This window comes from Mycobacterium sp. 48b, assembly GCF_048282725.1.
Classification (GTDB): Bacteria; Actinomycetota; Actinomycetes; order Mycobacteriales; family Mycobacteriaceae; genus Mycobacterium.
The window spans coordinates 6,154,523-6,178,869 of sequence record NZ_JBLVUL010000001.1 but is presented as its reverse complement, the minus strand read 5'-3'; the positions used below and the strand labels follow the sequence as shown (position 1 = coordinate 6,178,869).

The following is a 24,347-nucleotide window of genomic DNA, read 5'->3' as shown; positions in this document are numbered from 1 at the left end:
AGAGGATTTAACTGATATGGGAATTCGCAAGTACAAGCCGACGACCCCGGGTCGTCGCGGTTCGAGCGTCTCCGATTTCGCCGAGATCACTCGCTCGACTCCGGAGAAGTCGCTCATCCGTCCGCTGCACGGCACCGGTGGGCGTAACGCGCACGGCCGCATCACCACCCGGCACAAGGGTGGCGGTCACAAGCGCGCGTACCGCCTCATCGACTTCCGTCGCCACGACAAGGACGGCGTCAACGCCAAGGTCGCTCACATCGAGTACGACCCGAACCGCACCGCGAACATCGCGCTGCTGCACTACCTGGACGGCGAGAAGCGCTACATCATCGCGCCGCAGGGTCTGAAGCAGGGCGATGTGATCGAGCAGGGGCCGAACGCCGACATCAAGCCCGGCAACAACCTGCCGCTGCGCAACATCCCCGCCGGCACCGTGATCCACGCTGTGGAGCTGCGGCCCGGTGGCGGTGCCAAGCTGGCCCGCTCGGCCGGTGTGAGCATCCAGCTGCTGGGTAAGGAAGGCACCTACGCCTCGCTGCGTATGCCGTCCGGTGAAATCCGTCGCGTCGACGTGCGCTGCCGCGCCACCGTCGGCGAGGTGGGCAACGCCGAGCAGGCCAACATCAACTGGGGCAAGGCCGGCCGTATGCGGTGGAAGGGCAAGCGCCCGACCGTCCGTGGTGTCGTGATGAACCCGGTCGACCACCCGCACGGTGGTGGTGAAGGCAAGACCTCCGGTGGTCGTCACCCGGTCAGCCCGTGGGGCAAGCCCGAGGGCCGCACCCGCAAGCCCAACAAGCCGAGCGACAAGCTCATCGTCCGTCGCCGGCGCACCGGCAAGAAGCGCTAGGCCGCGGAAGGAGTAGCAGCGATGCCTCGTAGTCTTAAAAAGGGTCCGTTCGTCGACGACCATCTGCTCAAGAAGGTCGACGTTCAGAACGAGAAGAACACCAAGCAGGTCATCAAGACCTGGTCGCGTCGGTCGACCATCCTCCCCGACTTCATCGGGCACACCTTTGCGGTGCATGACGGCCGCAAGCATGTCCCGGTGTTCGTCACCGAGGCGATGGTCGGGCACAAGCTCGGCGAATTCGCCCCGACGCGCACCTTCAAGGGTCACATCAAGGACGACCGGAAGAGCAAGCGGCGATGAGTACCACAGTCACTGAATACCCGTCGGCGACGGCGAAGGCGCGTTTCGTGCGCGTCTCGGCCAGCAAGGCCCGCCGCGTCATCGATCTGGTCCGCGGCAAGAGCGTCGAGGAAGCCCTCGACATCTTGCGGTGGGCACCGCAGGGCGCGAGCGAGCCGGTTGCCAAGGTGATCGCCAGCGCTGCTGCCAATGCGCAGAACAACGACGGCCTGGACCCGACGACGCTGGTGGTTGCGACTATCACCGCCGACGAGGGCCCGACCGCCAAGCGCATCCGTCCGCGTGCCCAGGGGCGTGCGTTCCGGATCCGCAAGCGCACCAGCCACATCACCGTGATCGTGGAGAGCCGTCCGCCCAAGCAGAAGGGTGCGTCCGCGGGTTCCGCGCGTAGCCGTCGTGCTCAGGGCAGCAAGGCCTCCGCTGCCGCGAAGTCGGCAGCCTCAGACACGGCCGCGAAGTCCGCTGACTCGAAGGGAGGCTCGGAGTAGTGGGCCAGAAGATCAATCCCCACGGTTTCCGGCTCGGTATCACCACCGAGTGGAAGTCCCGCTGGTACGCCGACAAGCAGTACAAGGACTACGTGAAGGAAGACGTCGCCATCCGGCGTCTGCTGGCCACGGGTCTTGAGCGCGCCGGCATCGCCGACGTGGAGATCGAGCGCACCCGGGACCGTGTCCGCGTCGATATCCACACCGCGCGTCCCGGCATCGTCATCGGTCGCCGCGGCACCGAGGCCGACCGTATCCGCGCCGACCTGGAGAAGCTGACCGGCAAGCAGGTTCAGCTCAACATCCTCGAGGTGAAGAACCCTGAGTCGCAGGCTCAGCTCGTCGCCCAGGGTGTCGCCGAGCAGCTGAGCAACCGTGTGGCGTTCCGCCGCGCGATGCGCAAGGCGATCCAGTCCGCGATGCGTCAGCCCAACGTGAAGGGCATCCGGGTGCAGTGCTCGGGCCGCCTCGGTGGTGCTGAGATGAGCCGCTCGGAGTTCTACCGCGAGGGTCGGGTTCCGCTGCACACGCTGCGTGCGGACATCGACTACGGCCTCTACGAGGCCAAGACCACCTTCGGCCGGATCGGCGTGAAGGTCTGGATTTACAAGGGCGACATCGTCGGTGGTAAGCGTGAGCTCACCGCCGCCGCGCCGGCCAGTGACCGGCCGCGTCGTGAGCGTCCGTCGGGCACCCGGCCGCGTCGTAGCGGTTCTTCGGGCACCACGGCGACGAGCACCGAGGCCGGCCGCGCCGCGAATGCCGACGACGCCGCTGCAGCCACAACTCAGCCTGCTGCCGCTGTCGAGGCTGCGCCGGCCGCTGAGAGCACGGAGAGCTAAACCATGCTGATTCCCCGTAAGGTCAAGCACCGCAAGCAGCATCACCCGCGCCAGCGTGGCATCGCCAGCGGCGGCACGTCGGTGAGCTTCGGTGACTACGGCATCCAGGCCCTCGGCCATGCCTACATCACCAATCGGCAGATCGAGTCCGCTCGTATCGCCATCAACCGGCACATCAAGCGTGGCGGCAAGGTCTGGATCAACATCTTCCCGGACCGCCCGCTGACCAAGAAGCCCGCCGAGACCCGCATGGGTTCCGGTAAGGGTTCGCCGGAGTGGTGGGTCGCCAACGTCAAGCCGGGACGCATTTTGTTCGAGATCAGCTACCCCGACGAGAAGATCGCCAAGGAAGCCCTGACTCGCGCAATCCACAAGCTGCCGATCAAGGCACGCATCGTGAGTCGAGAGGAGCAGTTCTGATGGCAGTGGGAACTACGCCTGGTGAACTGCGCGAACTGTCCGACACCGAGTTGAAGGACAAGCTGCGCGAGTCGAAGGAAGAGCTGTTCAACCTGCGCTTCCAGATGGCGACCGGTCAGCTGGCCAACAACCGTCGGCTGCGCACTGTGCGCCAGGAGATCGCACGGGTTTACACCGTGCTGCGTGAACGTGAGTTGGGTCTGGCTTCCGGGCCCGGAGGTGAGGAAAGCTAATGGCGGAGACTAAGGGCCCCAAGCACACTCCGCGCACCGAAGAGACCCGTGGCCGTCGCAAGACCGCCATCGGCTACGTGGTGAGCGACAAGATGCAGAAGACCATCGTGGTCGAGCTGGAAGATCGTAAGAGCCACCCGCTCTACGGCAAGATCATCCGGACCACCAAGAAGGTCAAGGCGCACGACGAGAACGGCGACGCCGGCATCGGCGACCGCGTCTCGCTGATGGAGACCCGGCCCCTGTCGGCCTCCAAGCGGTGGCGTCTGGTCGAGGTGCTGGAGAAGGCGAAGTAACCCTTCTCGGGTGAGCAGACGGAAAAACCCCCAAAACCCACGGGTTTTGGGGGTTTTTCCGTCTGTTTTTGCATTCGGCTGCACCGTTTTCGACATGGGGGTTGCGAATTCTGCCGCGTCACAACCCTCATGTCGACAACGACGGGCACCCACGACTGCGCTGCTCGGCACCTCTAGGCGGGTGGCATCAGCACCGTGTCGATGAGATAGACGGTGGCATTGGCGGTGTGGACCCCGCCGCACACCACCGATGCGTCGTTGACTTTCAGTGCGTCACCCGAGCCGGTCACCGTTACGGATGCACCCTGCACGCTGGGCCGGGTGCCGACGACCTTGGCCGGGCTGGCCTGCCCCGGCACCACGTGATACGTCAGGATCTTGGTCAGCATCGCCGAGTCCGTCTTCAGCATGTCGATGGTGGCCGGGTCGACCTTGGCGAATGCGTCGTCGGTGGGCGCGAATACGGTGAACTCACCTCCGTTGAGGGTGTCCACCAGGTTCACGCCCGGATTCAGCTTTCCGGACAGCGCCGCGGTCAGCGTCGTCAGCAGCGGGTTGTTCGACGCGGCGACGGTGACCGGATCCTGCGCCATCCCGGTCACGGACCCAGGGCCTGACGGTACCTTTTCCGCGTACGACTCGCAGCCCGGGCCGACCAGGTCCGACGCCGGGTCGGCGGCCATCGCCGGTGCACTGGTCGCCTCCGGCGTGGGTGGTGCGGACTGTGCGGTGTCGTTCGAGCAGGCGGGCAGCGCGAACAGCGCGGCAGCAGACATTCCCGCAGCCGCGACCAACTTGTAGTGAAGGACCAACATTTTCCGACTCCCTGTGGGTGATTGACGGTGACCGCCGTCACTTTCTCGGTCACTGGGTATTCGGAGTGGACCCGAATCCGGATGGGTGTCGATTTCGACCAATCCGGCAGAGCGCCGGTGCCGAATACCCGGCATGTACACCTTGGTGCTCATCGGATTCCTCGGCGGACTCATCACCGGCATCTCGCCGTGCATCCTGCCGGTACTGCCCGTGATCTTCTTCTCCGGAGCGCAGAGCGCACGCGTCACCGAGTCGGACGGCACGACGATCGTTGCGTCGAAGCCGACACTGAGCGAGACGCTGCGTCCCTATCGGGTGATCGCCGGCCTGGTGCTGAGTTTCAGCGTGGTGACCCTGGTCGGTTCGGCGCTGCTGCAGCTGCTGCACCTACCGCAGGACGCGCTCCGCTGGGCCGGCCTTGTGGCCCTGACACTGATCGGGCTGGGCCTGATCTTCCCGCGGTTCGAACAGCTGCTGGAAAAGCCGTTCAGCCGTATTCCGCAGAAGCAGTTCGGCTCCGGGAGTAGTGGTTTCGGACTGGGGTTGGCGCTCGGTGTGCTCTATGTGCCGTGCGCGGGGCCGGTCCTCGCGGCGATCGTCGTGGCGGGCGCAACCGGTTCGATAGGTGTGAACACCGTTGCACTGACCCTGTCGTTCGCCATCGGCGCCGCGCTTCCCCTGCTCGTCTTCGCCCTCGCGGGACGTCGGGTTGTCGAGCGGGTCAACGCATTCCGACGTCAGCAGCGCAAGATCCGGCTGTTCGGAGGAATCGTGATGCTGGTCTTCGCGGTGGCGCTGGCGGCCAACGTGCCGGCGAAGCTGCAGCGGGCGATCCCGGATTACACCAGCGGCTTGCAGGACCGGGTGGCCACCGCGGGCGAGGTCCAGGACCGACTGAGCCCGACCGGCAGCGGGGAGCTGTCGGATTGTCCAGAGGGCGCGGAGGAACTCCAGAACTGCGGTCCCGCACCGGACATCACCGGCATCGCCGGCTGGCTCAACACGCCTGACGGCTCGCCCGTCGACCTCAAGTCTCTGCGCGGCAGGGTGGTGCTCGTCGACTTCTGGGCGTACTCGTGCATCAACTGCCAGCGCGCGATTCCCCACGTCGTCGACTGGTACGACAGGTACCGGGACTCCGGTCTGAGCGTGATCGGTGTGCACACGCCGGAGTACGCATTCGAGCGGGTTCCCGGCAACGTGGCCAAAGGTGCGGCCGACCTCGGCATCACCTACCCCGTCGCCCTGGACAACTCGTACTCCACCTGGACGAACTACGAGAATCGCTACTGGCCGGCCGAGTACCTGATCGATGCGAATGGTGTTGTCCGGCACGTGAAGTTCGGTGAGGGCGGCTACGACGACACCGAGCGGTTGATTCGCGAGCTGCTGATGGATGCGAAGGATTCCGCCTTGCCCGCCCCGGTGAACGCGCCCGACGCGACGCCTACGTCGGCACTCACACCGGAGACCTACCTCGGAGTCGGTAAGGAGATCAACTACGCAGGCGGCGGGACATACGACGAGGGCGACGCGGTGTTCGGCTACCCGACGAGCCTGCCTGCCGACACCTTCGCGCTACACGGGCCGTGGCATTTGGACTACCAGGGTGCAACTGCCCGAAGTTCCGATTCGGCGATCAAGCTCGACTACCGGGCCAGGCAGGTCTATCTGGTCGTGGGTGGGACCGGCACCGTGACCGTGCTGCGCGGCGGCGAGACGACGACCGTACCCGTCAGCGGACCGCCGACCCTGCGGCAGATCGTCGACGATCGCGATGTGCACCAAGGCGAGATCGAGGTTCGGTTGAGCCAAGGGCTGCAAGCATTCTCGTTCACCTACGGGTGACCGGCGATGAGCACCCCCGGTTCGGCGTTAGGCTACCGATCGATGGCACCTATGCCGGAAGTGAGCAACCTACTCGACGCACAGTTGCGGCGGGTGGCCCGCGGCGACGCCGACGCGTTCGCCGGGCTGTACGACGCCACCAGCGCCCGGGTGTACGGATTGATCATCAGGATCCTGCGCGATCCCGGTTACAGCGAGGAGACCACGCAGGACGTCTACGCCCAGGTGTGGCGCTCTGCCGCCGACTATGACCCGGAGCAAGGTTCGGCGCTGGCGTGGCTGATGACCTTGGCGCATCGCCGCGCGGTGGACCGGGTGCGGGCCGAGGTGGCGTCCAGCCGGCGCGAGGCGCGCTACGCCGCGGCGAGCGCCCAGCCCGACACCGATGTGGTCGCCGACTCGGCGATCCGCTCCGACGAGCAACGGCAGGTGGTCGATTGCCTGGGGTCCCTGACCGATCTGCAACGGGAGGCCATCGAGCTGGCGTACTACGAAGGGCTGACCTACCCACAGGTGTCCGAACGGCTGTCGACCAGTTTGGGCACGGTCAAGACCAGGATGCGCGACGGACTGCGCAGGCTCCGTGACTGCCTGGGGGTGACATGACTGGAGATTCCGAACTGCAGGATCTGGCGACCGCATACGCGTTGGACGCCGTCTCCGACTCCGAACGCGTCGACATAGAACGCCGGCTGGCCGGTGCTCCCGCCGAGGTCGCCGAGGCCTTCCGCGCCGAGGTGCGCACGGTGCGCGAATCGATGGCGATTGCGTCGTCGACGACGGCGGTGACTCCACCCGCGTCGCTGCGTGACCGCTCGCTCGCGGTATCCCGCAATCCCGAGCGTGGGCTTTTCCGTTGGCGCACAGGGCTGGTGGCCGCCGCGGCCGCCGTGGTGGTCGCCGCCGGCGGTTTCGGAGTGGGATTCGCGCTGCGCCCGGTGAGTGCTCCGAGCACTGCCGAGCAGGTGCTGTCGGCAGGTGATGTGCGCACCGCGACCGGACAACTCGGTGCCGGCGGCACCGCGACTTTCATGTACTCACGCGATGAGCGCACCGGTGTGCTGGTGATGAACAATGCGGCACCGCCACCGCCCGGGATGGTCTATCAAATGTGGCTGATGACCGATCAGGGCCCCAAGTCCGCCGGGATGATGACGACCATGTCGCCCTCGACCACGGCCATGGTGCGGGATCTCGGGGACTCGACCGCGTTGGCGTTCACCATGGAGCCCGACGGCGGGTCGCCCCAGCCGACGGGGGAGATGATGGCCCGGCTTTCGCTGACGTGACGACGAGGACGGTGCTCAGTCCAATTTTGTGGCGAATTTCAGCCGGTCCATGCCCGACGGTTCGTCGTAATCGCCGAACTTGAACGTCACCGATTCGAACTTTCCGGTGAACGGGAACGGCGCTTTGTCGGCATAGTCATCGCACACCGGTGACACGTTGTCCATACCGACGTCGAAGCACTCGGTCCCGCAGCGCTGTGGCACCTGTCGCTCGACGCGGCATTGTGCCACCTGGTCGCCGTCCACCATGACAGTCACCGATGCGGGGGCACCGGGCTGGAGGCTGTCGGGTTTGAAGTCGACGACGATGGTGTGTTTGCCCGGCGTCAGAGCCTGCTCGGCTATCGCGTCGTAGCGTTCGAGGCCGAAATAGTTGTAGTGGTAACGGACCTTGCCCTCCCACAGGAACAGCGCGAAGCCGGCAGCGTCGCCACCGAGGGCGGCCAGAACACCTTCGGCGCCGCCATCGGGAATTTCGACCGGCACCGTGATCTCGTGCGGAACACCCACCATCTTGGGCGCCGAACCTTCCGGCAGCCGGATCATGCCCGGATGGAAGGTGACTTCCTTACGGCCGGTGAAGAAGCTGGGACGCAGGGTCACGTCGAGACGTTCGGCGAACCGGTCATCGATGGGCAGCACGTTGTACTTGGCCGCTTCGGCCAGGAACATGTCTTGCAGCTCAGCGAGTTTCGCCGGCTCCTGCTCGGCCAGGTCCACTGATTGACTGAAGTCCCGGGTGATGTCGTACAGCTCCCACTTGTCGTCGTCGTAGGAGAACGTGCCGGCGGTTTCCCAGGGCAATCGGCCGTGCCGGACGGAGGCGATCCAACCGTCGTGGTACATCGCGCGATTGCCCATCATCTCGAAATACTGCTTGTCGTGGGTGCTCTTGGCGGCACCGTCGGAGAATGAGTAGGCGAAGCTGGTTCCTTCGATCGGTCGCTGGATGTACCCGTTGACCTCGACCGGTTCCCGTACACCAACGACCTCCAACAAGGTTGGCAGTACGTCGATCACATGATGGAACTGCGACCGGACCGCACCGTGCTCGGAGATCTTCTCGGGCCAGGAGACGATCATGCTGTTGCGGGTGCCGCCGAAGTGTGAGGCGACCTGCTTGGTCCACTGGAAGGGTGTATCGCCGGCGTGCGCCCAGCCCACCGCGTAGTGCGGGGAAGTTCCGGGCAGTCCCCAACGGTCGATGAAGCGCAAAGATTCCTCGATGGAGGGCTGATGGCCGTTGAGGCTCATGATCTCGTTGGGGGTGCCGATCAGGGAACCCTCGCCGGAGGACCCGTTGTCGCCGATGATGTAGATGACGATGGTGTTTTCCAGTTCGCCGATCTTGTCGATCGCGTCGACGACCCGGCCGACTTCGTGATCCGTGTGCTCAAGGAAGTCGGCGAAGTTCTCGGCTTGGCGGGCGAACAGTGCTCGATGTTCGGCAGGCTGACTGTCCCACGACGGGATTTGTTCTGGACGTTCGGTGAGCCGGGTGCCGGCCGGGATGATGCCCGCGTCGAGTTGGTTCTGGTGCACGGTTTTGCGGTACTCGTCCCAGCCCATGTCGAAGCGGCCCTGATTGCGGCCCCGCCAGTCCAGCGGTGGCTGGTGGGGAGCGTGCGCGGCCCCGGTCGAGAAGTATCCGAAGAATGGCCGGTCGGGGGCGATGGTCTTCTGGGCCTGGATCCAGGCGATGGCATCGTCGGCGAGGTCGCGGGTGAGCTGGTAGCCGTCCTCGGGACGCGCTGGGGGTTCGACAGGCGTCGTGTTGCGGATGAGTGACGGATAGAACTGGTCCGTCTCGCCGGAGATGAAGCCGTAGAAGTAGTCGAAACCTTGATTGGTAGGCCAGTTGTCGAATGGCCCGGCGGGACTGGTCTGGTTGTCGGGGACATTGTGGTTCTTGCCCCACCACGCGCAGGTGTAGCCGGCCTGTTTGAGCAGTTCACCCATGGTTGCGCAACTCTTGGGGATGATGCCGCAGTAGCCGGGATAGCCGGTGGCCATCTCCTGGATGACGCCGGTGGCCACTGAGTGGTGATTGCGTCCGGTCAACAGCGCCGCACGTGTAGGCGAGCACAGGGCGGTGGTGTGGAACTGGTTGTAGAACAGGCCCCGTTTGTGCAGGCGCTCGGCGGTGGGCATGCGCACCAGACCGCCGTTGACGCTCGGCCATCCGAAGCCGACGTCGTCGAGCAGCACCAGCAGGATGTTCGGCGAGCCTGCGGGAGCCTGGCGTACGGGTGGGAAATCGGGTGTCGAATCCTGGGCGTAGAGATTGACGGTGGCGTTGGGGAACGTCCACTCCGGTTCTGGCAGGTGATACCGATCAAGGTGCAGCGGGAAATCGGAACTGGAGTCGGCGGCCATGAAATCAATCGTGGCACCGGGGCGGCCGACATGCCGGGAATCTGAGCGAATCAGTCTGCATGCATTGGTAATTGAATCGGTCCATCGGGTAGTGCGCGATAACCCGGCAGCAATTGCGTGCCCGAATCGATTCGGTGGCCGATCTACACGCAGAGCTGGTGTCAGGGAGTTCGGTCAGCGTGTTTCGTCAGTCGGCGGCACTACGGCAAACGCCTCGCTCGCCATGCCGGCTGCCTCGTTGTCGCACTAAGAATGGCGCAAGAAATTTCACATTCGGCAAGCCAACGCTGCGTAACGGGGCATAGTCTGCTTCGAGTGACTGCCCGGATAACTCGACTGTTTGCCGCAGCAATCGTCGCTTCGGTGGCCATCACGCCCGGGACGGCCGTGGCCGCCCCGGAAGATGACGCCTCGCTGGTCAATTCTCCGACGCTGAATCTCCGAACGCTCGGTGTGAATCCCGATATTGCGTTGTACGGAATTCAGGGTTCCCAGACCCTGACGATTCCGGTGCCACGCGGACTGGTTCCCGCTGAGCTGGTTGCCGTGGTGCAACTCCCGGTCAATACCCGCGGTGGCACCCTCGAGGTGACACAGGACCAGCGCGTTCTGTCGCGGGTTCCGCTGCCGCCGGACCAGACGCCGATCACGGTTCCGCTGAACGGTGCCCGGGTGGTGGACAACGCCGTGACGGTGCAGCTGACCGACTACCTGACGATGCCCGACGGGTATTGCGCGTACGACCCGACCAACCCACTGCGACTGGTCAACAGCGACGTGCGATTCACGGGTACAGAACAGCCGCCGACGGTGATCGCCGACTTCCTGCCGCCGGTGCTGGACAAGCTGACTCTGTTCGTCCCGCCGAATCCGTCGACATCCGAATCCGACGCCGCGATCCGGATCGCGACGGCAGTGGTCGCCCGGTACGGCCTGCAGCGTCCCGCCGTCGACATCGTGACGACCGACGGCGGTCCGGTGGCACCGCCGCAGCCGCTGGAACGGCAGGTCATCGTGCGTGAGGGCGACGCAGTCGGATTGAGCTTGCTGGGCCCCAATGCGGTCCCGGCACTGCTCATTTCGGGCCCTGCCGGAGAGGTCACCAACCAGGCCAGGTTGATCTCCAGTGACATCTCGAAACTCGCAGTGCAGTCGAAGGCAGTGGTGGGGCCGCTGTCCAACACACCGCAGCTGCCGAGTGACAACACCACGATCCGTCAGCTCGGTCAGCCCGGGGTCAATGCCACGGCACTGGTCAACCCCCGGGTCACCGTTCCGCTGGATCAGACCCGGCTGGGCCGTGCGGTCCACGACGTCCGAATTCACCTACAGGGCTCGTACACGCCGCTGCCCGCCAGCATCGCCGGACAGGTCGTGGTCAGCATCGGCGGGCAGACCGTCGACCGGTGGCCCACCGAGGCCAACGGCCGGATCGACCGGTGGGTGGACATACCGGATTGGCACCTGCAGCGTTACACCAACGTCGACATCGCGATCGACGCGGCAGGCAACACCGGTCGGTGCGGCGAGTTCCAGCCGATCACCTTGACCATCGACGGAGAAACCCCGGTGGAGAGCAAGCGGGCCAAACCTCCTGTGCCAACGGGCTTCCAGTCACTGCCGCAGGCTTTGATGCCACGGGTCGAGGTTGGGTTGGACCCCGGTTTCGACAACCTCCGTCGTGCGGTGCAGATCCTGACGGGGCTGCAGCGCCTGAGCTCACGTCCCTTCGACGCCGTGGTCGGTTCGCTGGCCGACGCCGTCGCGTCGCCCAACCCGGCGTTGCTGATCAGTGCCGACGGCTGGAACGACGAGCGAATCACGTTGCCCGTCGCGGTGAATTCCGAGGGCGTGATCACCGTCGAAAACGTTGACGGGTCGGGCAACTCCTCCACTCTGACGCTGGACCCGACGGCGGGATTCGGGTCACTTCAGACCGTCTACACCGGGGGACGCTCGGTGCTGATCGCCACCTCCAGCAAGGCACCGCAGGAACTGGACCGGCTGTTGGGCTGGCTGGACGGTGACGTGGCACGGTGGTCGGGCTTGTCCGGCAACGCCGCGCTCGCGATGCCGGGGCGGGCGCCGTTCACACTGACCACCCCGTCTGCCCAGCCTGAAAGTGCTGCGTCCGCCGACCACAAGTCGCTGCGGCTGCGCGTCGGCGTCGGTGTCGTGGTGCTCGCGGCACTGGGAGCCGGACTGGTCGCATGGCGTGGGCGGTCCCGGGGACAGTCGTGACGACAACGCTGGAGGGTACCCGGCGCGACTGGGACCGGCTGGCGCACTGGTGGTTCGGTCTACCTCCGACGGTCCGGCTGGTGGCGCGTTGGGCGCTCATCGGCGTGCTCACGTTGGTGGCTTTCCGCGCGAGTCTGCGCAACCTGGTTGAGACCACCCTGCAGGGCGGACTCATCGGTTACGTCTGGATGGTCCCGATCGCCGCCGCGTTAGCCGCGGTAGGGGTGAACTTTCGGCGACGCACCGAGCTGCCGATCCATGACCGGCAGACCGACATCATCGTCGGAGTGATCGGCCTGGGTCTGGCGCTCATGGTCCAGGGGGTTCTGCTCAAGCGGTACTCAGAGTTCTTCCACCTGATGCGGCTGGATCTGCTGGCGCTCTGGTTGTTCATGGTCAGCAGTGCCCTGGTGCTGTTCGGAGTGCGGCCGGTGGCCCGGTTCGGCTGGGTGTGGGTGCTGTTGTCGCTGATATGCCCCCTGCCGTATCAGGTGGTCGTCATCGCACTGGGGGGCGGAAACTTCGCCGCCGGTGTCGGCACGCTGTTGATCGCCGCGGCGGCCACCGCAATCGCGGTGGGCCGCACTCGCAAGCGTGCGGTGGTCGGCGCGCTCGTCGCATTCGCATTCGGTTTCGGGATCCTCTTCGTGCTCGACAAACTGTGGCCGCATGCGCCGGTGATCGTCTATCAGATGATTCCGTCGCTCACGTCGATCGCTGTGGTGGGTGTCGCGGCCCGGTTCTATACCCGCCGGGGTCAGCCGAAAAAGCTGCTCGACCGCAAGATCGAACCTCTCGCCGCCAAACAGATCTGGACCGCGATTCCGCTGGTGACCGCGGTCGCGGTCGCGCTCGCTTTCATGCCGTTGCCGAACCAACTGAGCGCCACGCTGGTCAGCCGAAGCGCTCCCTACGATTTGACACCGGGCATGCGGCTGGCGGCGCCCCCAGGCTGGTCGATCACCGGGGATCAGCAATACACCGGCGTGAAGCGGTATTACGGCGACCAAGCCGTTCTCGTCCGCCAGCGGATGACCGCAGACGTCGGGGATCCGCGGTTCGACAAGCTGTCGGCGCGGCGAAACCTCATGGTGGACAGCATCGTCAGTGAGTTGCCGTTCTCGTTCGACGCATACCCGGGACAGGTTCTCTATGACACCACCGGGACCCGGCTCAGCAAGCCGCGTCCGGTCGATCTCGGCTACGGCGTGACGGGGGAGTTGTTCTCTGCGATCGATGACCGGCTGCTGGTGAGCTGGGATGTACTGCGCTTTGCCTGGGGCGACCAGGATGAGGATCAGGTCGTCGACATCTTCGCGGTGGACAATCACCTGCCCGACGCGCCGTTCCCCAATCCGCAGCGGGGCCTGGTTTCCACGCTGCGAAACCTGTTCACCGTGCTGTTTCGCGGCAATGCCGTGTTGGTGCAGCGCAAGCCGGCGTACAAAGACGCCGAGCTGCTCACCGAATTCGGCCGTGCCCTGGTGGCGGCACAGTTCGTGAAGGGTGCCGGGCAATGACTTTCGACGAGACATTCGACCCCGAGACCGTCACCGCGGATCAGCGCGATTACGCGCTCAACCGGGCGATCAACGGGTTGCGTGAGGACGATCCCGTTCATTCGGCGTCCAAGCCCTTGTTCGGTTGGCAGAAGCCGGTGCTGTGGGGCCTGCTGGCGATCGTGATCGCCTTCGGCATCTGGCGGCCCCTGCAAACCACGGTGACACTGATCGGGTTGTGCACGCTGGCATATCTTTTGACTCTCGGCGACCGGGTGTTGATCTTCAAGCGCGGGTTGGCGTCGCGTCCCATCGTGATCCCCGACGAGGTGGCGCGCGGGATTCCCGATGAGGAACTGCCGCCGTACACGATCCTGGTGCCGGCCTACAACGAGCCGGAAGTGGTCGCCGACCTCATCGCGGCCATGGATGCGCTGGAGTACCCGAGGGACCGGCTCCAGGTTCTGTTGCTGCTCGAAGCCGATGACCAGGTGACGATCGATGCCGCGAAGGCGTGTGGCGAATCCGACGTCATCACCATCCTTTTGGTTCCGCCCGCCGAACCGCGCACCAAACCCAAGGCGTGCAACTACGGTCTGCATTTCGCCACGGGCGACATCGTCACGATCTTCGACGCGGAAGATCTGCCCGAGCCTCTGCAGCTGCGTCGTGTGGTGGCAGCCTTCCGGGACCTCCCCGACGACGTGGCATGCGTGCAGGCCAAGTTGGTGTATCACAATGGCCACCAGAATCTGCTGACCGCCTGGTTCACCGCCGAGTACGCACTGTGGTTCGGCTACCTGCTGCCCGGCATGATGGTGAGCACCTCGCCGATTCCGTTGGGCGGCACCTCCAATCACCTCCGCCGCGACATCCTGCGGAGAATCGGAGCCTGGGATCCGTTCAACGTCACCGAAGACGCCGACCTCGGCCTGCGCATCGCCTCGCACGGCTATCACACCGCGGTGATCGACTCGTACACGCTGGAAGAGGCGAACAGTGACGTGATCAACTGGATCCGCCAGCGCTCCCGGTGGTACAAGGGCTACCTGCAGACCTGGCTGGTGCACACCCGTGAGCCGGTGAAGCTGTACCGCACGTTGGGGTTACGTAGTTTCATCCGGTTCAACCTGGTGCTGGCGGGAACTCCCATCATCGCGGTTCTGAACCTGCTGTTCTGGTTCATCACGGTGTTGTGGTTCCTGGGGCAGCCGGCCGTCGTCGGCTCGGTGTTCCCGCCGCTGATCTACTTCCCGGCGCTGATCGCGATGATCATCGGCAACTTCACGGTGATGTACATGAACATGATCGCCCTGCGCGAGGACGACAGATCTGATCTGCTGCTGGCCGCGCTCAGCGTGCCCCTGTTCTGGCTGATGATGAGCATCGCGGCCGCAAAGGGCGCGTACCAGATGATCAGGCAGCCGTCGTTCTGGGAGAAGACCTTTCACGGGTTGGCCGAGCGTCCGGAGGACAAGGCTGCCCATGAGCAGATGGCCTCGGCGTGATGTCAGCAGCGGCCGGACGGTCGGACTTCAGGCTGAAGCTGACGATCTTCGTCTTTCTGCTCTTCGTCTATCTCGCGGTCGGACACTGGTTGCAGGTCCAGCACGGGTTCATCATGGGCGACACGTTGTCCCGCGTGGTGGCCACCCAGTCGGTCCTGTTCAGCCGGGATCCGCATCTGGCTGCTCTGGGCTTCATCTTCACCCCGGTGGCCGCCATGGTGCAGATCCCGGCGGTCGCGCTGGGCGCGATCTGGCCGGATATCGCCGGCCGGGCGTTCGCAGGCACGATCATGTCGGCAACCTTCATGGCCGGCGCCGGTGTGCAGATGCTGAGCATGGGCACCGATCGTGGTCTGCCACGGGCATATTCGGTGACGCTCACGCTGCTGTTCGCACTCAACCCGATGATCATCTTCTACGGGTCCAACGGGATGAGCGAGGCGCCGTTCATCTTCTTCATGACCTGGGCCGTGCGCCGGCTCATCTTGTGGATGGTCGACGACGATGTGCACCACCTCGTCGCCGCGGGCGGTATCGCGATGGGATTGGCCTACCTCACCCGTTACGACGCCGCGGCCTGTGTGGCGGCGGCCGGATTCCTGGTGGGCATCACGACGTACCTGCGGGCCACGCCGCCGCCGCGGTTTCGGCGCGCCTTTCTGGACTTGTTGATCGTCGCCGGCCCCGGCTTTCTGGCGTTCCTGGGCTGGGCGGCGGCCGGCTGGCTGATCACCGGTGAGGCGTTCGCACAGTTCACCTCGCAGTACGGCAACACGGCCATTCTCGAGCAATCCGGACAGACGGCGCCGAACTTCGCCGACGGCGTGGAGTTCGCGCTGGTCTGCATGATGTTGCTGGCGCCCACCATGCTGCCGCTGGCGTTGTGGGCGGTGATGCAGCGATGGGGACGGCCCAACTGGCAGATGCTGATCGTGCCTCTCGCGTTGTTCGGTGCGGTGCTGGCATTTCAGACCTACAGCTACGCGTCGGGGGCGACATTCCCGTTCTTGCGGTTCTTCATCGTCGTGATACCGCTGTGCGTGACCATGGCGATGCTCGGGGTTCCGGACGGAGCCTTCAGGACGCCGACGCGCCGAGGCAGATACGCGCCGGCGGTCCAGGCCGCTGAACCGGTCAAACCCAGGTCTGCCGCGCGGTACGTCGCCGTCGCTGCGTTGGTCGCCATCGGCATTCCGGTGACGATGCTCGGTATGGCGCAACCGAAGTACGCGCCACAGGAATACGGTCTCGGCGCGGTGCTCAATCCGGATCCCTACAACGTGACCGAGCGTAAGGCCATCGAGCACCAGATCGCCCGGACGTTCAAGACCGAACGGGAGATCGCGCAGTATCTGGAGAACCTCGATCTGCCCGACAGCTCGGTGATCACCGATACGGTGTACGGGTTCGGCGTCCTGGCCGCGTCGAGCCGGCCCCGGGTTTTCGTGATCCCGTCGGACCCGGACTTCACCGAATTGCTCAACGATCCGACCGCCAACGGGGTCAGGTATCTGCTCGCGGTTCCGGCGACCGGTCGCGGCACGTCCGATGCGCTCAACGTGCGCTACCCAACGTTGTACGACACGGGGGCCGAGGTGGCCACGTTGGAGCTGGAGGTGCCCAATGACGGTGACGGCCAGCCGGATTGGCGACTCTATCGGGTGAACGAGCCGGTCGGCAGCAGATGACCGGTCGTCAGGGGTGGGCTGCGGTGAACGCCGGGCAGTCATTGGCTGCCGGGACCGATTTCATCCGATCGTTGAGCCAGCCCAACGCCGCGAGGGGTTCGGCCTGTTCGCGGGTGGCATCGGGCCAGAAGGCGATCTGAATGCCGTCGCCCATCTTGCAGGCCGCGGCGAGCGCCCGCTCCGTCGAAGCAGCCGGGATCACGGAGTCCCTGCCCGCATAGATGACGTACATGGGTGCCTTCGTGGGCCCCTGAGGGAGGTTCGTCTTCTGGACGTAGCCCCGCAGCGTCTCCAGCGCCGCGGGATTGGCAGGCCGCAGATCATCGGCACTCAGCTTGTCGGCCAGTGACTTTCGTTGCGCGTTGTCGGTGCAGCCGAGCAGGGCGTCCCAATTCTCCTGGGCGGCACCACGACGGTAGTCGTCGAGTTCGAAGTCGTAGTAGTACTGGTCTTTCAACGCGGCGAGGTAGGCGACGTAGGCCAATTTCTGGTCGGTGTTGAGCGTGCCGGCCATGGCCGCGTCCGCGAGGGTGTCGATGTTCGCCATCGGTGCCAGAGACGCGGTGGCGACCAGCTTGAGGTCATAGCCGTAGTTGTCGATGAGTTCGTTTGCGGCCCAGGCGGCTTGTCCGCCTTCGCGGGCGCCCAGTGCCGCCCAGGACGTGGAGGTGTTCGGCACGATCGTCCGCGCGGCCCGTACGGCGTCGATCACGTTGTAGCCGGCAGTGGTGGAGTCCAGGTACGGGTGGAAGTCGTACTCGTCGGGTTTGGTCGGTTTACCCAGGCCCTGGTAATCGGGGACGGTGACCACGTAACCTGCGTTCAGCAGCGCCACCACGGTCGGTGCCTCGCCGCGCAGGTCGGGGGACAGCGAGGGTGCGCAGTCCGCCGATGTGCCGGTGGTCGAGTGTCCCAGTGCCACCACCGGAAAACCATCCGCGGGCGGGTTGCCCTTGGGTACGAACACCGTTCCTGTCACGTGCGATACCGCGTCGTTGACACCGTTGCGAGAGGCGTATGTCATGACCTTGGCCTGCGCGCTTGCCTCGCGCAGCGCCGGTACCAGGTTGTCCAGGGGAGCTTCGGAGATGACGTGGCCTGCGCTGTCGGGGTCCTGGGCCGAGCCCTGGTTCGGCGATCCGCCACACGCCGTGAGAACGGCGAGAGCGACTGAGAGCAGGACTGTGACTCGAACCATCGAACGTCCCCTACCTGGTGATCCGTAGCTGGTTGGCGGCAGCCTCCATCTTTTCACCGGGATAGGGGTGCGGTCTGGCAGATTGGGCACCATGTCTGTGATCGATGTGATGTCGCACGGCGCCACGGGGGACGGCACGACCGACGATCATGCGGCGGTCCTGAGTGCCATCAAGGCGGCGGACGAAGCGGGTGGTGGCACCGTGTTCTTCCCGGCGGGCGACTATGCATTGTCGGATTCGATCGGCAACGGCGCTGATGGTTTCACCCAGATTTGCCTGCTGGGTGCGGGTGAGCGGGCCGCACGATTGCGGGTGACCGCGAATGTCGCGCCGATCAGCGGACGTTGGGTCGAATGCCGGATCGAAAACCTCAAGATAGATGCGAACTTTCAGGGATCACCGGGACTCGACGTCGACCTGGACAAGAGCTATGTCAGGCATTGTTGGATCGTTGGCTGGACCGATTACGGCATGCGGCTGAATTCTGCCGCGGAAGGCTTGCTGAACTGGATCGACGACAATTTCATCGAGCAGAGCACGGGCTACGGCATCTACACCACGTATCGGTTCTTCGATTCGTGGATCGTGAACAACAACATCGGGTCGACGGGCCCCAACCTGTCGATCGAGGCCGGTCCGGTGCGCATCCTGGCCAACCATCTCGACGGCGCGCCGAAGAACAACATCGAGTTGCGCGGCAACAAGCAGCTGACGATCATCGGCAACATCTGCGAGGGCGCGCGGAGGGAGGCCATCGTGTTCACGATGCCGTCGTGGCTGGAATCCGACGACGAACAGGTGGCGATCGTCGGGAACAACATCACCAACGGCGGCAAGGGTGCGCCGAACGAATATCCCGCCATCGGCATCTATTCGGTGGACTCCGACCATCGGACCAAGGGCTTCAACATCACCGGCAACTTCATCGCCAATACCGACGAGGGTGCCGGCTGGAGCTATGCGGTGGACGCCAGGTACGTCGATGACATCGCGATTTCGGGAAACCAGTGGGACAACAACGGATACAGCGTGGCGCCGGTACGGGCTGAAGGGCGCAATGTCGGGATTGCGGGCAACACATCGGGGAATCTGGTGACGCCCGCGGGGCGTGTCGTCATCACGTTGTCGGCACCCGGCGCGTTCGAGGATTCGCCCGGGCCCGACTACGTGTACCTGCTGTCCCCGGGAGCGTCGAAAGCCAAGCTGCCGTCTGCCCTACACAACTCCTCCCGCTACACGGTCAAGAATGTCTCGGGCGCCGGCGCGAAACTCGGTGCGGCCAAGGGGCAGACAATCGACGGTAAATCCGAGTTCGTTCTTGCCGATGGCCAGGCGGTGGACGTGATCTCCGATGGGGCCAGATGGTGGACCGTGTGATTCGTGCCCTCGTCGAATTCGAGTGAGTAGCCTGCAGCATCTCAACAATTGACGCGCGTTCGATGAATGTGCGTCATTCGACAGTTGATGAGTCAATTTGGTACTACGGTCGTATTTGTTCGCGCATTTCCCAGCTCAGCCCGCTAGGCGAAGGTGAACATGACCGAATCGGCTACGCATTACGACGTGATCGTCATCGGCTCGGGATTCGGCGGGAGTGTGGCCGCTATGCGCGCCGCCGAAAAGGGCTACCGCGTTGGCGTGATGGAATCCGGCAAACGTTGGCCTGACGAGGCCATCGCCAAGACCAGCTGGAATATCCGAAAGTTTTTGTGGCAGCCAGAGTTCGAGATGTTTGGTGTGCAACGCATCGAGCTGCTCGACGACGTGCTGATCCTGTCCGGCGCCGGTGTCGGCGGAGGCTCACATGTGTATGCGAATACCTTGTACGTTCCGCCGCGGCGATTCTTCAACGCCCCGGAGTGGTGCGGAATCACCGATTGGGCCGACGAACTGGCCCCGTACATCGACCAGGCCCGGCGCATGTTCGGTGTGGTCCGGGTGCCGTACATGCCCACCGACGTCGACCGCCACATGCAACAGGTGGCCAACGACATGGGGATCGGGCACACCTTCAACCGCGCTCCGGTCGGCGTGTACTTCGGAGCTCCCGACGAGGAAGCCGACGATCCGTACTTCGGCGGGGTCGGGCCTCGTCGGCGAGGGTGCGTGAACTGCGGTGACTGCATGATCGGCTGTGGGCGCAATGCCAAGAACAAGCTGACTGTCAATTACCTGTACCTGGCGGAGAAGCTGGGGGCCGTGGTCCACGAACTGCACGAGGTCTACGAGATCGACGAGCTGGACGGCGGAGGATTCGAGGTACTGACACGCCACCCGGGCTGGGGTCATCGTGCGACGCGAGCGCAACGTTCGCGTTACACCGCCGACCAGGTGGTCGTGGCGGCTCATGCTTACGGAACAGCCAAGCTTCTGTTGCACATGCAGTACGACGGGATGTTGCGCGGGATGTCGAGTCATCTCGGTCAGCGCGCGCGCACCAACTCCGAGCAGTTGCTGAGCGTCAATCGCCCCTACAGCGAATGGAAGAACGACCCAGAGAAGATTCACATCACGCCCGGGGCGGTGTCGATCACTTCCGGTGTCTGGCCCGACGAGATGACCAGTATCGAACCGGTGTACTACGGCGTGGGCAGCAACCTCATGGCGCTGCTGTTCAGCTACCACCAGCAGGGCAACCAGGAGCATCCGACGATCAATTGGATCAAGGAACTGGTCACTCATCCGAGCAAGGTGCTTGGAGGCCACGATCCCAGACACTGGTCTGAGCGCATGGCTGTACTGCTCTGCATGCAGGCTGACGACACATCCCTGAACTTGTATTGGAAGAACGGCATTCTGCGGAGCCGCAAGGGGAGTGAGAAGTCACCTCCCGTGCACATCCCGGTGGTCGAAGAGTATGCCGACAGGCTGGCCAAACAGATGAGCTGTGACCAGTATTCGATGCTGTTCGAGACTGTCAACCGCACTGCCTCGGCGCACTTCATCGGTGGCATGCCGATCGGCGAGACCGCCGACCAAGGTGCTGTGGATCCTTACCAGCGTGTTTTCGGTCAGCCGGGCCTGCACATCCTGGACGGAAGTGTGATGCCGTCCAACCCTGGTGTGAATCCGTCACTGATGATCAGCGCAATGGCTGAGCGAGCAATGTCTTTCTGGCCCAATAAAGGTGACGAGGACCCGCGGCCGCCGTTGGAATCCGGCTACGAGCGTCTCAGGCCGACGATGCCCCACCGGCCGTTGGTTCCAGCCGGTGCTCCCGGCGAACTCCGACTGGACGCCAGGCATCAAGACGTCATACCCGACTACCCCTACTGAGTGCAGAGAACCTGGGAGACCACCATGACGTCAACCAATGTCCGAAGCCTCGGCGCGGCGGACCAACTGACAGAGGGTTCCGTCAACCCGTATTACCTCGACGATCGCAAGTGGCGGGTATCGGTGGCGCGCATCGACGGTAAGCTCTATGCATTCGACGACCTCTGCACTCATGAAGCGTGCCCGCTGTCAGCGGGAATGCTGACCGGAACCACCATCCTGTGCCAATGCCACGGTTGTCGTTACGACGTGACCACCGGCTCGGTGCTCAACGGTCCCGCGGTGCGGCCACTGACGACATATCAGGTCACCGAGACGGACGGCGTGATCAGCGTTTTCGATTGAGGTGGCCCGTTTTTCATCTTCAGCGTGCGCAGTGAGGCGACATCCATTCGCTTGCTGTGTGATTCGATTTGGCGATAACAGGTGGGTAGTTGCATGATTTGCGCGCCGGGGCGGATCGCTGGGCCGATTTGTACGCAACATTGATTGCGCGCAGGCATAATTTACGGGTATGGATTCCAATTCGAAGTCATATCAAACCGATAAGCCTCACGAATTGCGAGCGAAGCTGCCGCGGCGCAGGATGTTGGGTGGATTGGCCGTAGCCGGTGTCGCGACCACACTGATCGCCGCGTGCGATGACAACTCGGGCAGCGGGTCTTCTGGTGGCGGCGGCAATGGCGGAGTAAAGACCGACAGCAGTGTCAAGGGCGCCACCGAGGCCACCAAGGCGGCCAACAAGAAGGTTGCCGACGCGCTGCCGTTCAACGACAAATCTGACTTCGAGGATGCCAAGCGCGGACTTCTCGAACGACCTGAGACCCTGACGATCAAGGATGCCAACGGCAACGTGGTGTGGGACCTTGAGGAGTACAAGAAGTACATCACCGACGAAAAGCCGGCGCCGGACACCGTCAACCCCAGCCTGTGGCGCAATGCCCAGCTGTGCATGGAGTACGGCCTTTTCGAGGTAGTGCCGGACAAGATCTATCAGGTCCGCGGGTACGACCTGTCCAACATCACGTTCATCAAGGGCAACACCGGCTGGCTTGTGTACGACACCCTTATTTCGCCGGAAACCGCAAAGGCCGCACTCGATCTGGTCAACCAGAAGCTGGGCCCGCGGCCAATTGTTGCCGTCCTGCACAGCCATTCGCATGTGGATCACTATGGCGGTGTCCGCGGCATCATCAATCAAGCTGATGTCGACGCCGGGAAGGTGAAAGTCATTGCTCCGGCGAACTTCGTCGAAGATGCCGTGAGTGAGAACGTGATCGCGGGCAACGCGATGGGTCGGCGGGCGGTCTACATGTACGGCGCCCTGCTGCCTCGCAACGCCGAAGGGGGCGTCAACGGCGGTCTCGGCATGACGGTGTCGACTGGTCTGCCGACGTTGGTGTTGCCGACCGACACCGTCTCGGCATCCGGGCAGAAGATGACGATCGACGGCGTGGACATGGAGTTCCAGTTCACACCCGGCACCGAGGCGCCCACGGAGATGAACACGTTCTTCCCCCAGTTCAAGGCCATGTGGATGGCCGAGAACACCACCAATACGATGCACAACCTGCTCACCCTGCGCGGCGCGCAGGTTCGCGATGCCCGGATCTGGGCGAAGTTCCTCGACGACACCATCAACATCTACGGGCCGAACGTCGACGTGAAGTTCCAGAGTCACCACTGGCCGATGTGGGGTCGGGACAAGATCATCGACTACTGGAAAAAGCAGCGTGACATGTACAAGTACATTCACGACCAGTCGGTACGTCTGATGAACAACGGCCTCATCGGTTCAGAGATCGCCGAAGAGATCCAGATGCCGCCGGAGCTGAGCAACTTCTGGCCGGACCGCGGATATTACGGCACACTCAAGCACAATTCGCGGGCCGTGTACCAGCGCTACATGGGCTGGTACGACGGTAATCCAGCCGACCTCGACGATCTGCCGCCGGAGCCGGCGGGCAAGAAGTACGTCGAATACATGGGTGGCGAGGACGCGATCTTGGAGAAGGCCAAGAAGGACTTCGACGAGGGTAACTACCGCTGGACGGCGATGGTGCTCAAGCATGTGGTGTTCGCGAACCCGAACAACACGGATGCCAAGAACCTGCTGGCCGACAGCTTCGAGCAGATGGGTTATCAGGCCGAGTCCGGACCATGGCGGTCGGTGTACCTGCAAGGTGCATACGAATTGCGCAACGGCGTGCCCGATGCGGGTGGAACGGATGTCGCCAGTCCGGACACCATCAATGCCATGCCGCCCGAGATGATGTTCGACTACCTCGCCGTGCGGCTGAACGGACAGAAGGCCGCCGGCAAGAACATCACGATGAACGTGGACTTCACCGACCTCAAGAAGCAGTACGGTCTGTCGGTTCAGAACGGTGTGCTGAACTACACCACTGCGCCGATCCCGAATGCCAATGCGAACCTGAAGCTGACCAAGGACACGATGAATCAGATCCAGTTGGGCAAGCTCAAACTCAACGACGGGATTGACCAGAACAAGGTCACCCTCGACGGTAACCGGCAGTCTGTCGACGACTTTGTGGGCATGCTCGATACGTTCCCGTTCTGGTTCAACATCGTCACGCCGTAGCTGGGTCGACGGTGCGTCGCCCGCTAACGTGACGACGTGACCGACGAACTCGTCAACGTTTACGACACCGACGGCAATGTGACTGGCGCGGCGCCACGTTCACGTGTCTACGCCGAGGGCTTGTGGCACGCCAGCGCCGGAGTGCTGGTGCGCTCTGTGGACGGGATGCGGATATACGTCCACCGCCGCACCATGACCAAGGCGGTCTTCGCCGGGATGCACGATTGTCTGGCCGGCGGCGTCGTCGACCCGGGGGAGACGCCGCTGCAGGCGGCAACCCGGGAATTGGCCGAGGAACTCGGTATCAGCGGCGTGCCGTTGACGCCGCTGGCATCGGTGGCCTGGGACGGGCGGTGGGCCGGAAAACCCATGCGCTGTCACCTGTTCGCGTTCGAGGCACGCTGGGACGGGCCCATCCGTCATCAGCCCGAAGAGATCGTGGATGGCTGGTGGTGGACGGATGAGGAGCTCGCGGCGCATCTGGCTGACCCGTCCTGGCCGTTCGTGCCCGATACCCGGGTGCTGATCCCGCAGCTGCTGCGCTTACGTCAACACCCTTGAGGTAGCGCT

22 protein-coding genes are annotated in these 24,347 nt (G+C 64.1%); 19 read left to right on the top strand and 3 right to left on the bottom strand.

What is annotated here, in order from left to right; genetic code table 11:
• Window positions 1–16 precede the first annotated feature (16 nt).
• Genes rplB through rpsQ form a run of 7 tightly spaced genes read left to right on the top strand, consistent with a single transcriptional unit; the run spans window position 17 to window position 3,435 of the window.
• Window positions 17–853: a 50S ribosomal protein L2 gene (rplB, locus tag ACNQR1_RS30215; protein ID WP_044516133.1), complete on the top strand. Its 837-nt coding sequence runs from the start codon at window positions 17–19 to the stop codon at window positions 851–853.
• Between the two features lie 21 nt (window positions 854–874).
• Window positions 875–1,156 (top strand): 30S ribosomal protein S19, encoded by a 282-nt coding sequence (gene rpsS / locus ACNQR1_RS30210; RefSeq protein ID WP_003883480.1) that lies wholly within the window; start codon window positions 875–877, stop codon window positions 1,154–1,156.
• Entirely contained in the window at window positions 1,153–1,644 is a 492-nt protein-coding gene (gene rplV / locus ACNQR1_RS30205; RefSeq protein ID WP_418049234.1) for a 50S ribosomal protein L22, read from the top strand. The genes rpsS and rplV overlap by 4 nt, the downstream gene beginning before the upstream one ends.
• The gene (rpsC, locus tag ACNQR1_RS30200; protein ID WP_418049233.1) at window positions 1,644–2,486 is read left to right on the top strand and encodes a 30S ribosomal protein S3; all 843 of its coding nucleotides are present in this window, start codon (window positions 1,644–1,646) and stop codon (window positions 2,484–2,486) included. The genes rplV and rpsC overlap by 1 nt, the downstream gene beginning before the upstream one ends.
• Before the next feature lie 3 nt (window positions 2,487–2,489).
• Entirely contained in the window at window positions 2,490–2,906 is a 417-nt protein-coding gene (rplP, locus tag ACNQR1_RS30195; RefSeq protein WP_019348878.1) for a 50S ribosomal protein L16, read from the top strand.
• Complete coding sequence (gene rpmC / locus ACNQR1_RS30190; RefSeq protein WP_036441250.1) at window positions 2,906–3,139, top strand: 50S ribosomal protein L29; 234 nt, start codon at window positions 2,906–2,908, stop codon at window positions 3,137–3,139. Before rplP ends, rpmC begins: the two co-directional genes overlap by 1 nt.
• A complete protein-coding gene (gene rpsQ / locus ACNQR1_RS30185; RefSeq protein WP_036441247.1) occupies window positions 3,139–3,435 on the top strand; it encodes a 30S ribosomal protein S17 in 297 nt (98 codons plus the stop codon). The genes rpmC and rpsQ overlap by 1 nt, the downstream gene beginning before the upstream one ends.
• Before the next feature lie 173 nt (window positions 3,436–3,608).
• Here the strand turns inward: rpsQ and ACNQR1_RS30180 are convergent, their stop codons facing one another.
• A complete protein-coding gene (locus tag ACNQR1_RS30180) occupies window positions 3,609–4,250 on the bottom strand; it encodes a fasciclin domain-containing protein (RefSeq protein ID WP_418049232.1) in 642 nt (213 codons plus the stop codon).
• Window positions 4,251–4,383: 133 nt separating this feature from the next.
• Between ACNQR1_RS30180 and ACNQR1_RS30175 the strand changes: the two genes are divergently transcribed.
• Genes ACNQR1_RS30175 through ACNQR1_RS30165 form a run of 3 tightly spaced genes read left to right on the top strand, consistent with a single transcriptional unit; the run spans window position 4,384 to window position 7,388 of the window.
• Window positions 4,384–6,099, top strand: a complete 1,716-nt coding sequence (locus ACNQR1_RS30175) for a cytochrome c biogenesis protein DipZ (protein WP_418049231.1) — start codon at window positions 4,384–4,386, stop codon at window positions 6,097–6,099.
• A gap of 42 nt (window positions 6,100–6,141) precedes the next feature.
• The gene (locus tag ACNQR1_RS30170) at window positions 6,142–6,705 is read left to right on the top strand and encodes a sigma-70 family RNA polymerase sigma factor (protein WP_418049230.1); all 564 of its coding nucleotides are present in this window, start codon (window positions 6,142–6,144) and stop codon (window positions 6,703–6,705) included.
• Window positions 6,702–7,388 carry an anti-sigma factor domain-containing protein gene (locus ACNQR1_RS30165; RefSeq protein ID WP_418049229.1) on the top strand — a complete coding sequence of 229 codons (687 nt, stop codon included), beginning with the start codon at window positions 6,702–6,704 and terminating at the stop codon, window positions 7,386–7,388. Before ACNQR1_RS30170 ends, ACNQR1_RS30165 begins: the two co-directional genes overlap by 4 nt.
• A gap of 15 nt (window positions 7,389–7,403) precedes the next feature.
• On the opposite strand, the gene ACNQR1_RS30160 is transcribed toward ACNQR1_RS30165, so the two are convergent.
• Complete coding sequence (locus ACNQR1_RS30160) at window positions 7,404–9,764, bottom strand: arylsulfatase (RefSeq protein ID WP_418049228.1); 2,361 nt, start codon at window positions 9,762–9,764, stop codon at window positions 7,404–7,406.
• Window positions 9,765–10,079: 315 nt separating this feature from the next.
• On the opposite strand from ACNQR1_RS30160, the gene ACNQR1_RS30155 reads away from it, so the two are divergent.
• The 4 genes from ACNQR1_RS30155 to ACNQR1_RS30140 are packed head-to-tail and all read left to right on the top strand — an operon-like array spanning window position 10,080 to window position 16,700.
• Complete coding sequence (locus ACNQR1_RS30155) at window positions 10,080–12,005, top strand: hypothetical protein (protein ID WP_418049227.1); 1,926 nt, start codon at window positions 10,080–10,082, stop codon at window positions 12,003–12,005.
• A complete protein-coding gene (locus ACNQR1_RS30150; RefSeq protein WP_418049226.1) occupies window positions 12,002–13,525 on the top strand; it encodes a hypothetical protein in 1,524 nt (507 codons plus the stop codon). The genes ACNQR1_RS30155 and ACNQR1_RS30150 overlap by 4 nt, the downstream gene beginning before the upstream one ends.
• Window positions 13,522–15,012 carry a glycosyltransferase gene (locus ACNQR1_RS30145; protein ID WP_418049225.1) on the top strand — a complete coding sequence of 497 codons (1,491 nt, stop codon included), beginning with the start codon at window positions 13,522–13,524 and terminating at the stop codon, window positions 15,010–15,012. The genes ACNQR1_RS30150 and ACNQR1_RS30145 overlap by 4 nt, the downstream gene beginning before the upstream one ends.
• Window positions 15,012–16,700, top strand: a complete 1,689-nt coding sequence (locus ACNQR1_RS30140) for an ArnT family glycosyltransferase (RefSeq protein WP_418049224.1) — start codon at window positions 15,012–15,014, stop codon at window positions 16,698–16,700. Before ACNQR1_RS30145 ends, ACNQR1_RS30140 begins: the two co-directional genes overlap by 1 nt.
• A 7-nt stretch (window positions 16,701–16,707) precedes the next feature.
• Here ACNQR1_RS30140 and ACNQR1_RS30135 read toward each other — a convergent pair whose 3' ends face one another.
• Window positions 16,708–17,898 (bottom strand): lipase family protein, encoded by a 1,191-nt coding sequence (locus tag ACNQR1_RS30135; RefSeq protein WP_418049223.1) that lies wholly within the window; start codon window positions 17,896–17,898, stop codon window positions 16,708–16,710.
• Between the two features lie 91 nt (window positions 17,899–17,989).
• Between ACNQR1_RS30135 and ACNQR1_RS30130 the strand changes: the two genes are divergently transcribed.
• The 5 genes from ACNQR1_RS30130 (at window position 17,990) to ACNQR1_RS30110 (ending at window position 24,338) form a co-directional block, all read left to right on the top strand.
• The gene (locus tag ACNQR1_RS30130; protein WP_418049222.1) at window positions 17,990–19,276 is read left to right on the top strand and encodes a glycosyl hydrolase family 28-related protein; all 1,287 of its coding nucleotides are present in this window, start codon (window positions 17,990–17,992) and stop codon (window positions 19,274–19,276) included.
• 159 nt (window positions 19,277–19,435) lie between these two features.
• Complete coding sequence (locus ACNQR1_RS30125; protein ID WP_418049221.1) at window positions 19,436–21,175, top strand: GMC oxidoreductase; 1,740 nt, start codon at window positions 19,436–19,438, stop codon at window positions 21,173–21,175.
• 24 nt (window positions 21,176–21,199) lie between these two features.
• Window positions 21,200–21,520, top strand: a complete 321-nt coding sequence (locus ACNQR1_RS30120) for a Rieske (2Fe-2S) protein (RefSeq protein WP_418049220.1) — start codon at window positions 21,200–21,202, stop codon at window positions 21,518–21,520.
• A 214-nt stretch (window positions 21,521–21,734) separates the two neighbouring features.
• Window positions 21,735–23,777: an alkyl/aryl-sulfatase gene (locus ACNQR1_RS30115; RefSeq protein ID WP_418049219.1), complete on the top strand. Its 2,043-nt coding sequence runs from the start codon at window positions 21,735–21,737 to the stop codon at window positions 23,775–23,777.
• Between the two features lie 36 nt (window positions 23,778–23,813).
• Window positions 23,814–24,338, top strand: coding sequence for an NUDIX hydrolase (locus ACNQR1_RS30110; protein ID WP_418049218.1), 525 nt, complete (start codon window positions 23,814–23,816; stop codon window positions 24,336–24,338).
• The last annotated feature ends 9 nt before the right edge of the window (window positions 24,339–24,347 follow it).

Bases quoted from the DNA above. Each gene is read 5' to 3' on its own strand.
- rplB (WP_044516133.1), top strand. From the start codon at position 17: ATGGGAATTCGCAAGTACAAGCCGACGACCCCGGGTCGTCGCGGTTCG.
- rpsS (WP_003883480.1), top strand. From the start codon at position 875: ATGCCTCGTAGTCTTAAAAAGGGTCCGTTCGTCGACGACCATCTGCTC.
- rplV (WP_418049234.1), top strand. From the start codon at position 1,153: ATGAGTACCACAGTCACTGAATACCCGTCGGCGACGGCGAAGGCGCGT.
- rplP (WP_019348878.1), top strand. From the start codon at position 2,490: ATGCTGATTCCCCGTAAGGTCAAGCACCGCAAGCAGCATCACCCGCGC.
- rpmC (WP_036441250.1), top strand. From the start codon at position 2,906: ATGGCAGTGGGAACTACGCCTGGTGAACTGCGCGAACTGTCCGACACC.
- rpsQ (WP_036441247.1), top strand. From the start codon at position 3,139: ATGGCGGAGACTAAGGGCCCCAAGCACACTCCGCGCACCGAAGAGACC.
- ACNQR1_RS30180 (WP_418049232.1), bottom strand. From the start codon at position 4,250: ATGTTGGTCCTTCACTACAAGTTGGTCGCGGCTGCGGGAATGTCTGCT.
- ACNQR1_RS30175 (WP_418049231.1), top strand. From the start codon at position 4,384: ATGTACACCTTGGTGCTCATCGGATTCCTCGGCGGACTCATCACCGGC.
- ACNQR1_RS30170 (WP_418049230.1), top strand. From the start codon at position 6,142: ATGGCACCTATGCCGGAAGTGAGCAACCTACTCGACGCACAGTTGCGG.
- ACNQR1_RS30165 (WP_418049229.1), top strand. From the start codon at position 6,702: ATGACTGGAGATTCCGAACTGCAGGATCTGGCGACCGCATACGCGTTG.
- ACNQR1_RS30160 (WP_418049228.1), bottom strand. From the start codon at position 9,764: ATGGCCGCCGACTCCAGTTCCGATTTCCCGCTGCACCTTGATCGGTAT.
- ACNQR1_RS30145 (WP_418049225.1), top strand. From the start codon at position 13,522: ATGACTTTCGACGAGACATTCGACCCCGAGACCGTCACCGCGGATCAG.
- ACNQR1_RS30140 (WP_418049224.1), top strand. From the start codon at position 15,012: ATGTCAGCAGCGGCCGGACGGTCGGACTTCAGGCTGAAGCTGACGATC.
- ACNQR1_RS30135 (WP_418049223.1), bottom strand. From the start codon at position 17,898: ATGGTTCGAGTCACAGTCCTGCTCTCAGTCGCTCTCGCCGTTCTCACG.
- ACNQR1_RS30130 (WP_418049222.1), top strand. From the start codon at position 17,990: ATGTCTGTGATCGATGTGATGTCGCACGGCGCCACGGGGGACGGCACG.
- ACNQR1_RS30125 (WP_418049221.1), top strand. From the start codon at position 19,436: ATGACCGAATCGGCTACGCATTACGACGTGATCGTCATCGGCTCGGGA.
- ACNQR1_RS30120 (WP_418049220.1), top strand. From the start codon at position 21,200: ATGACGTCAACCAATGTCCGAAGCCTCGGCGCGGCGGACCAACTGACA.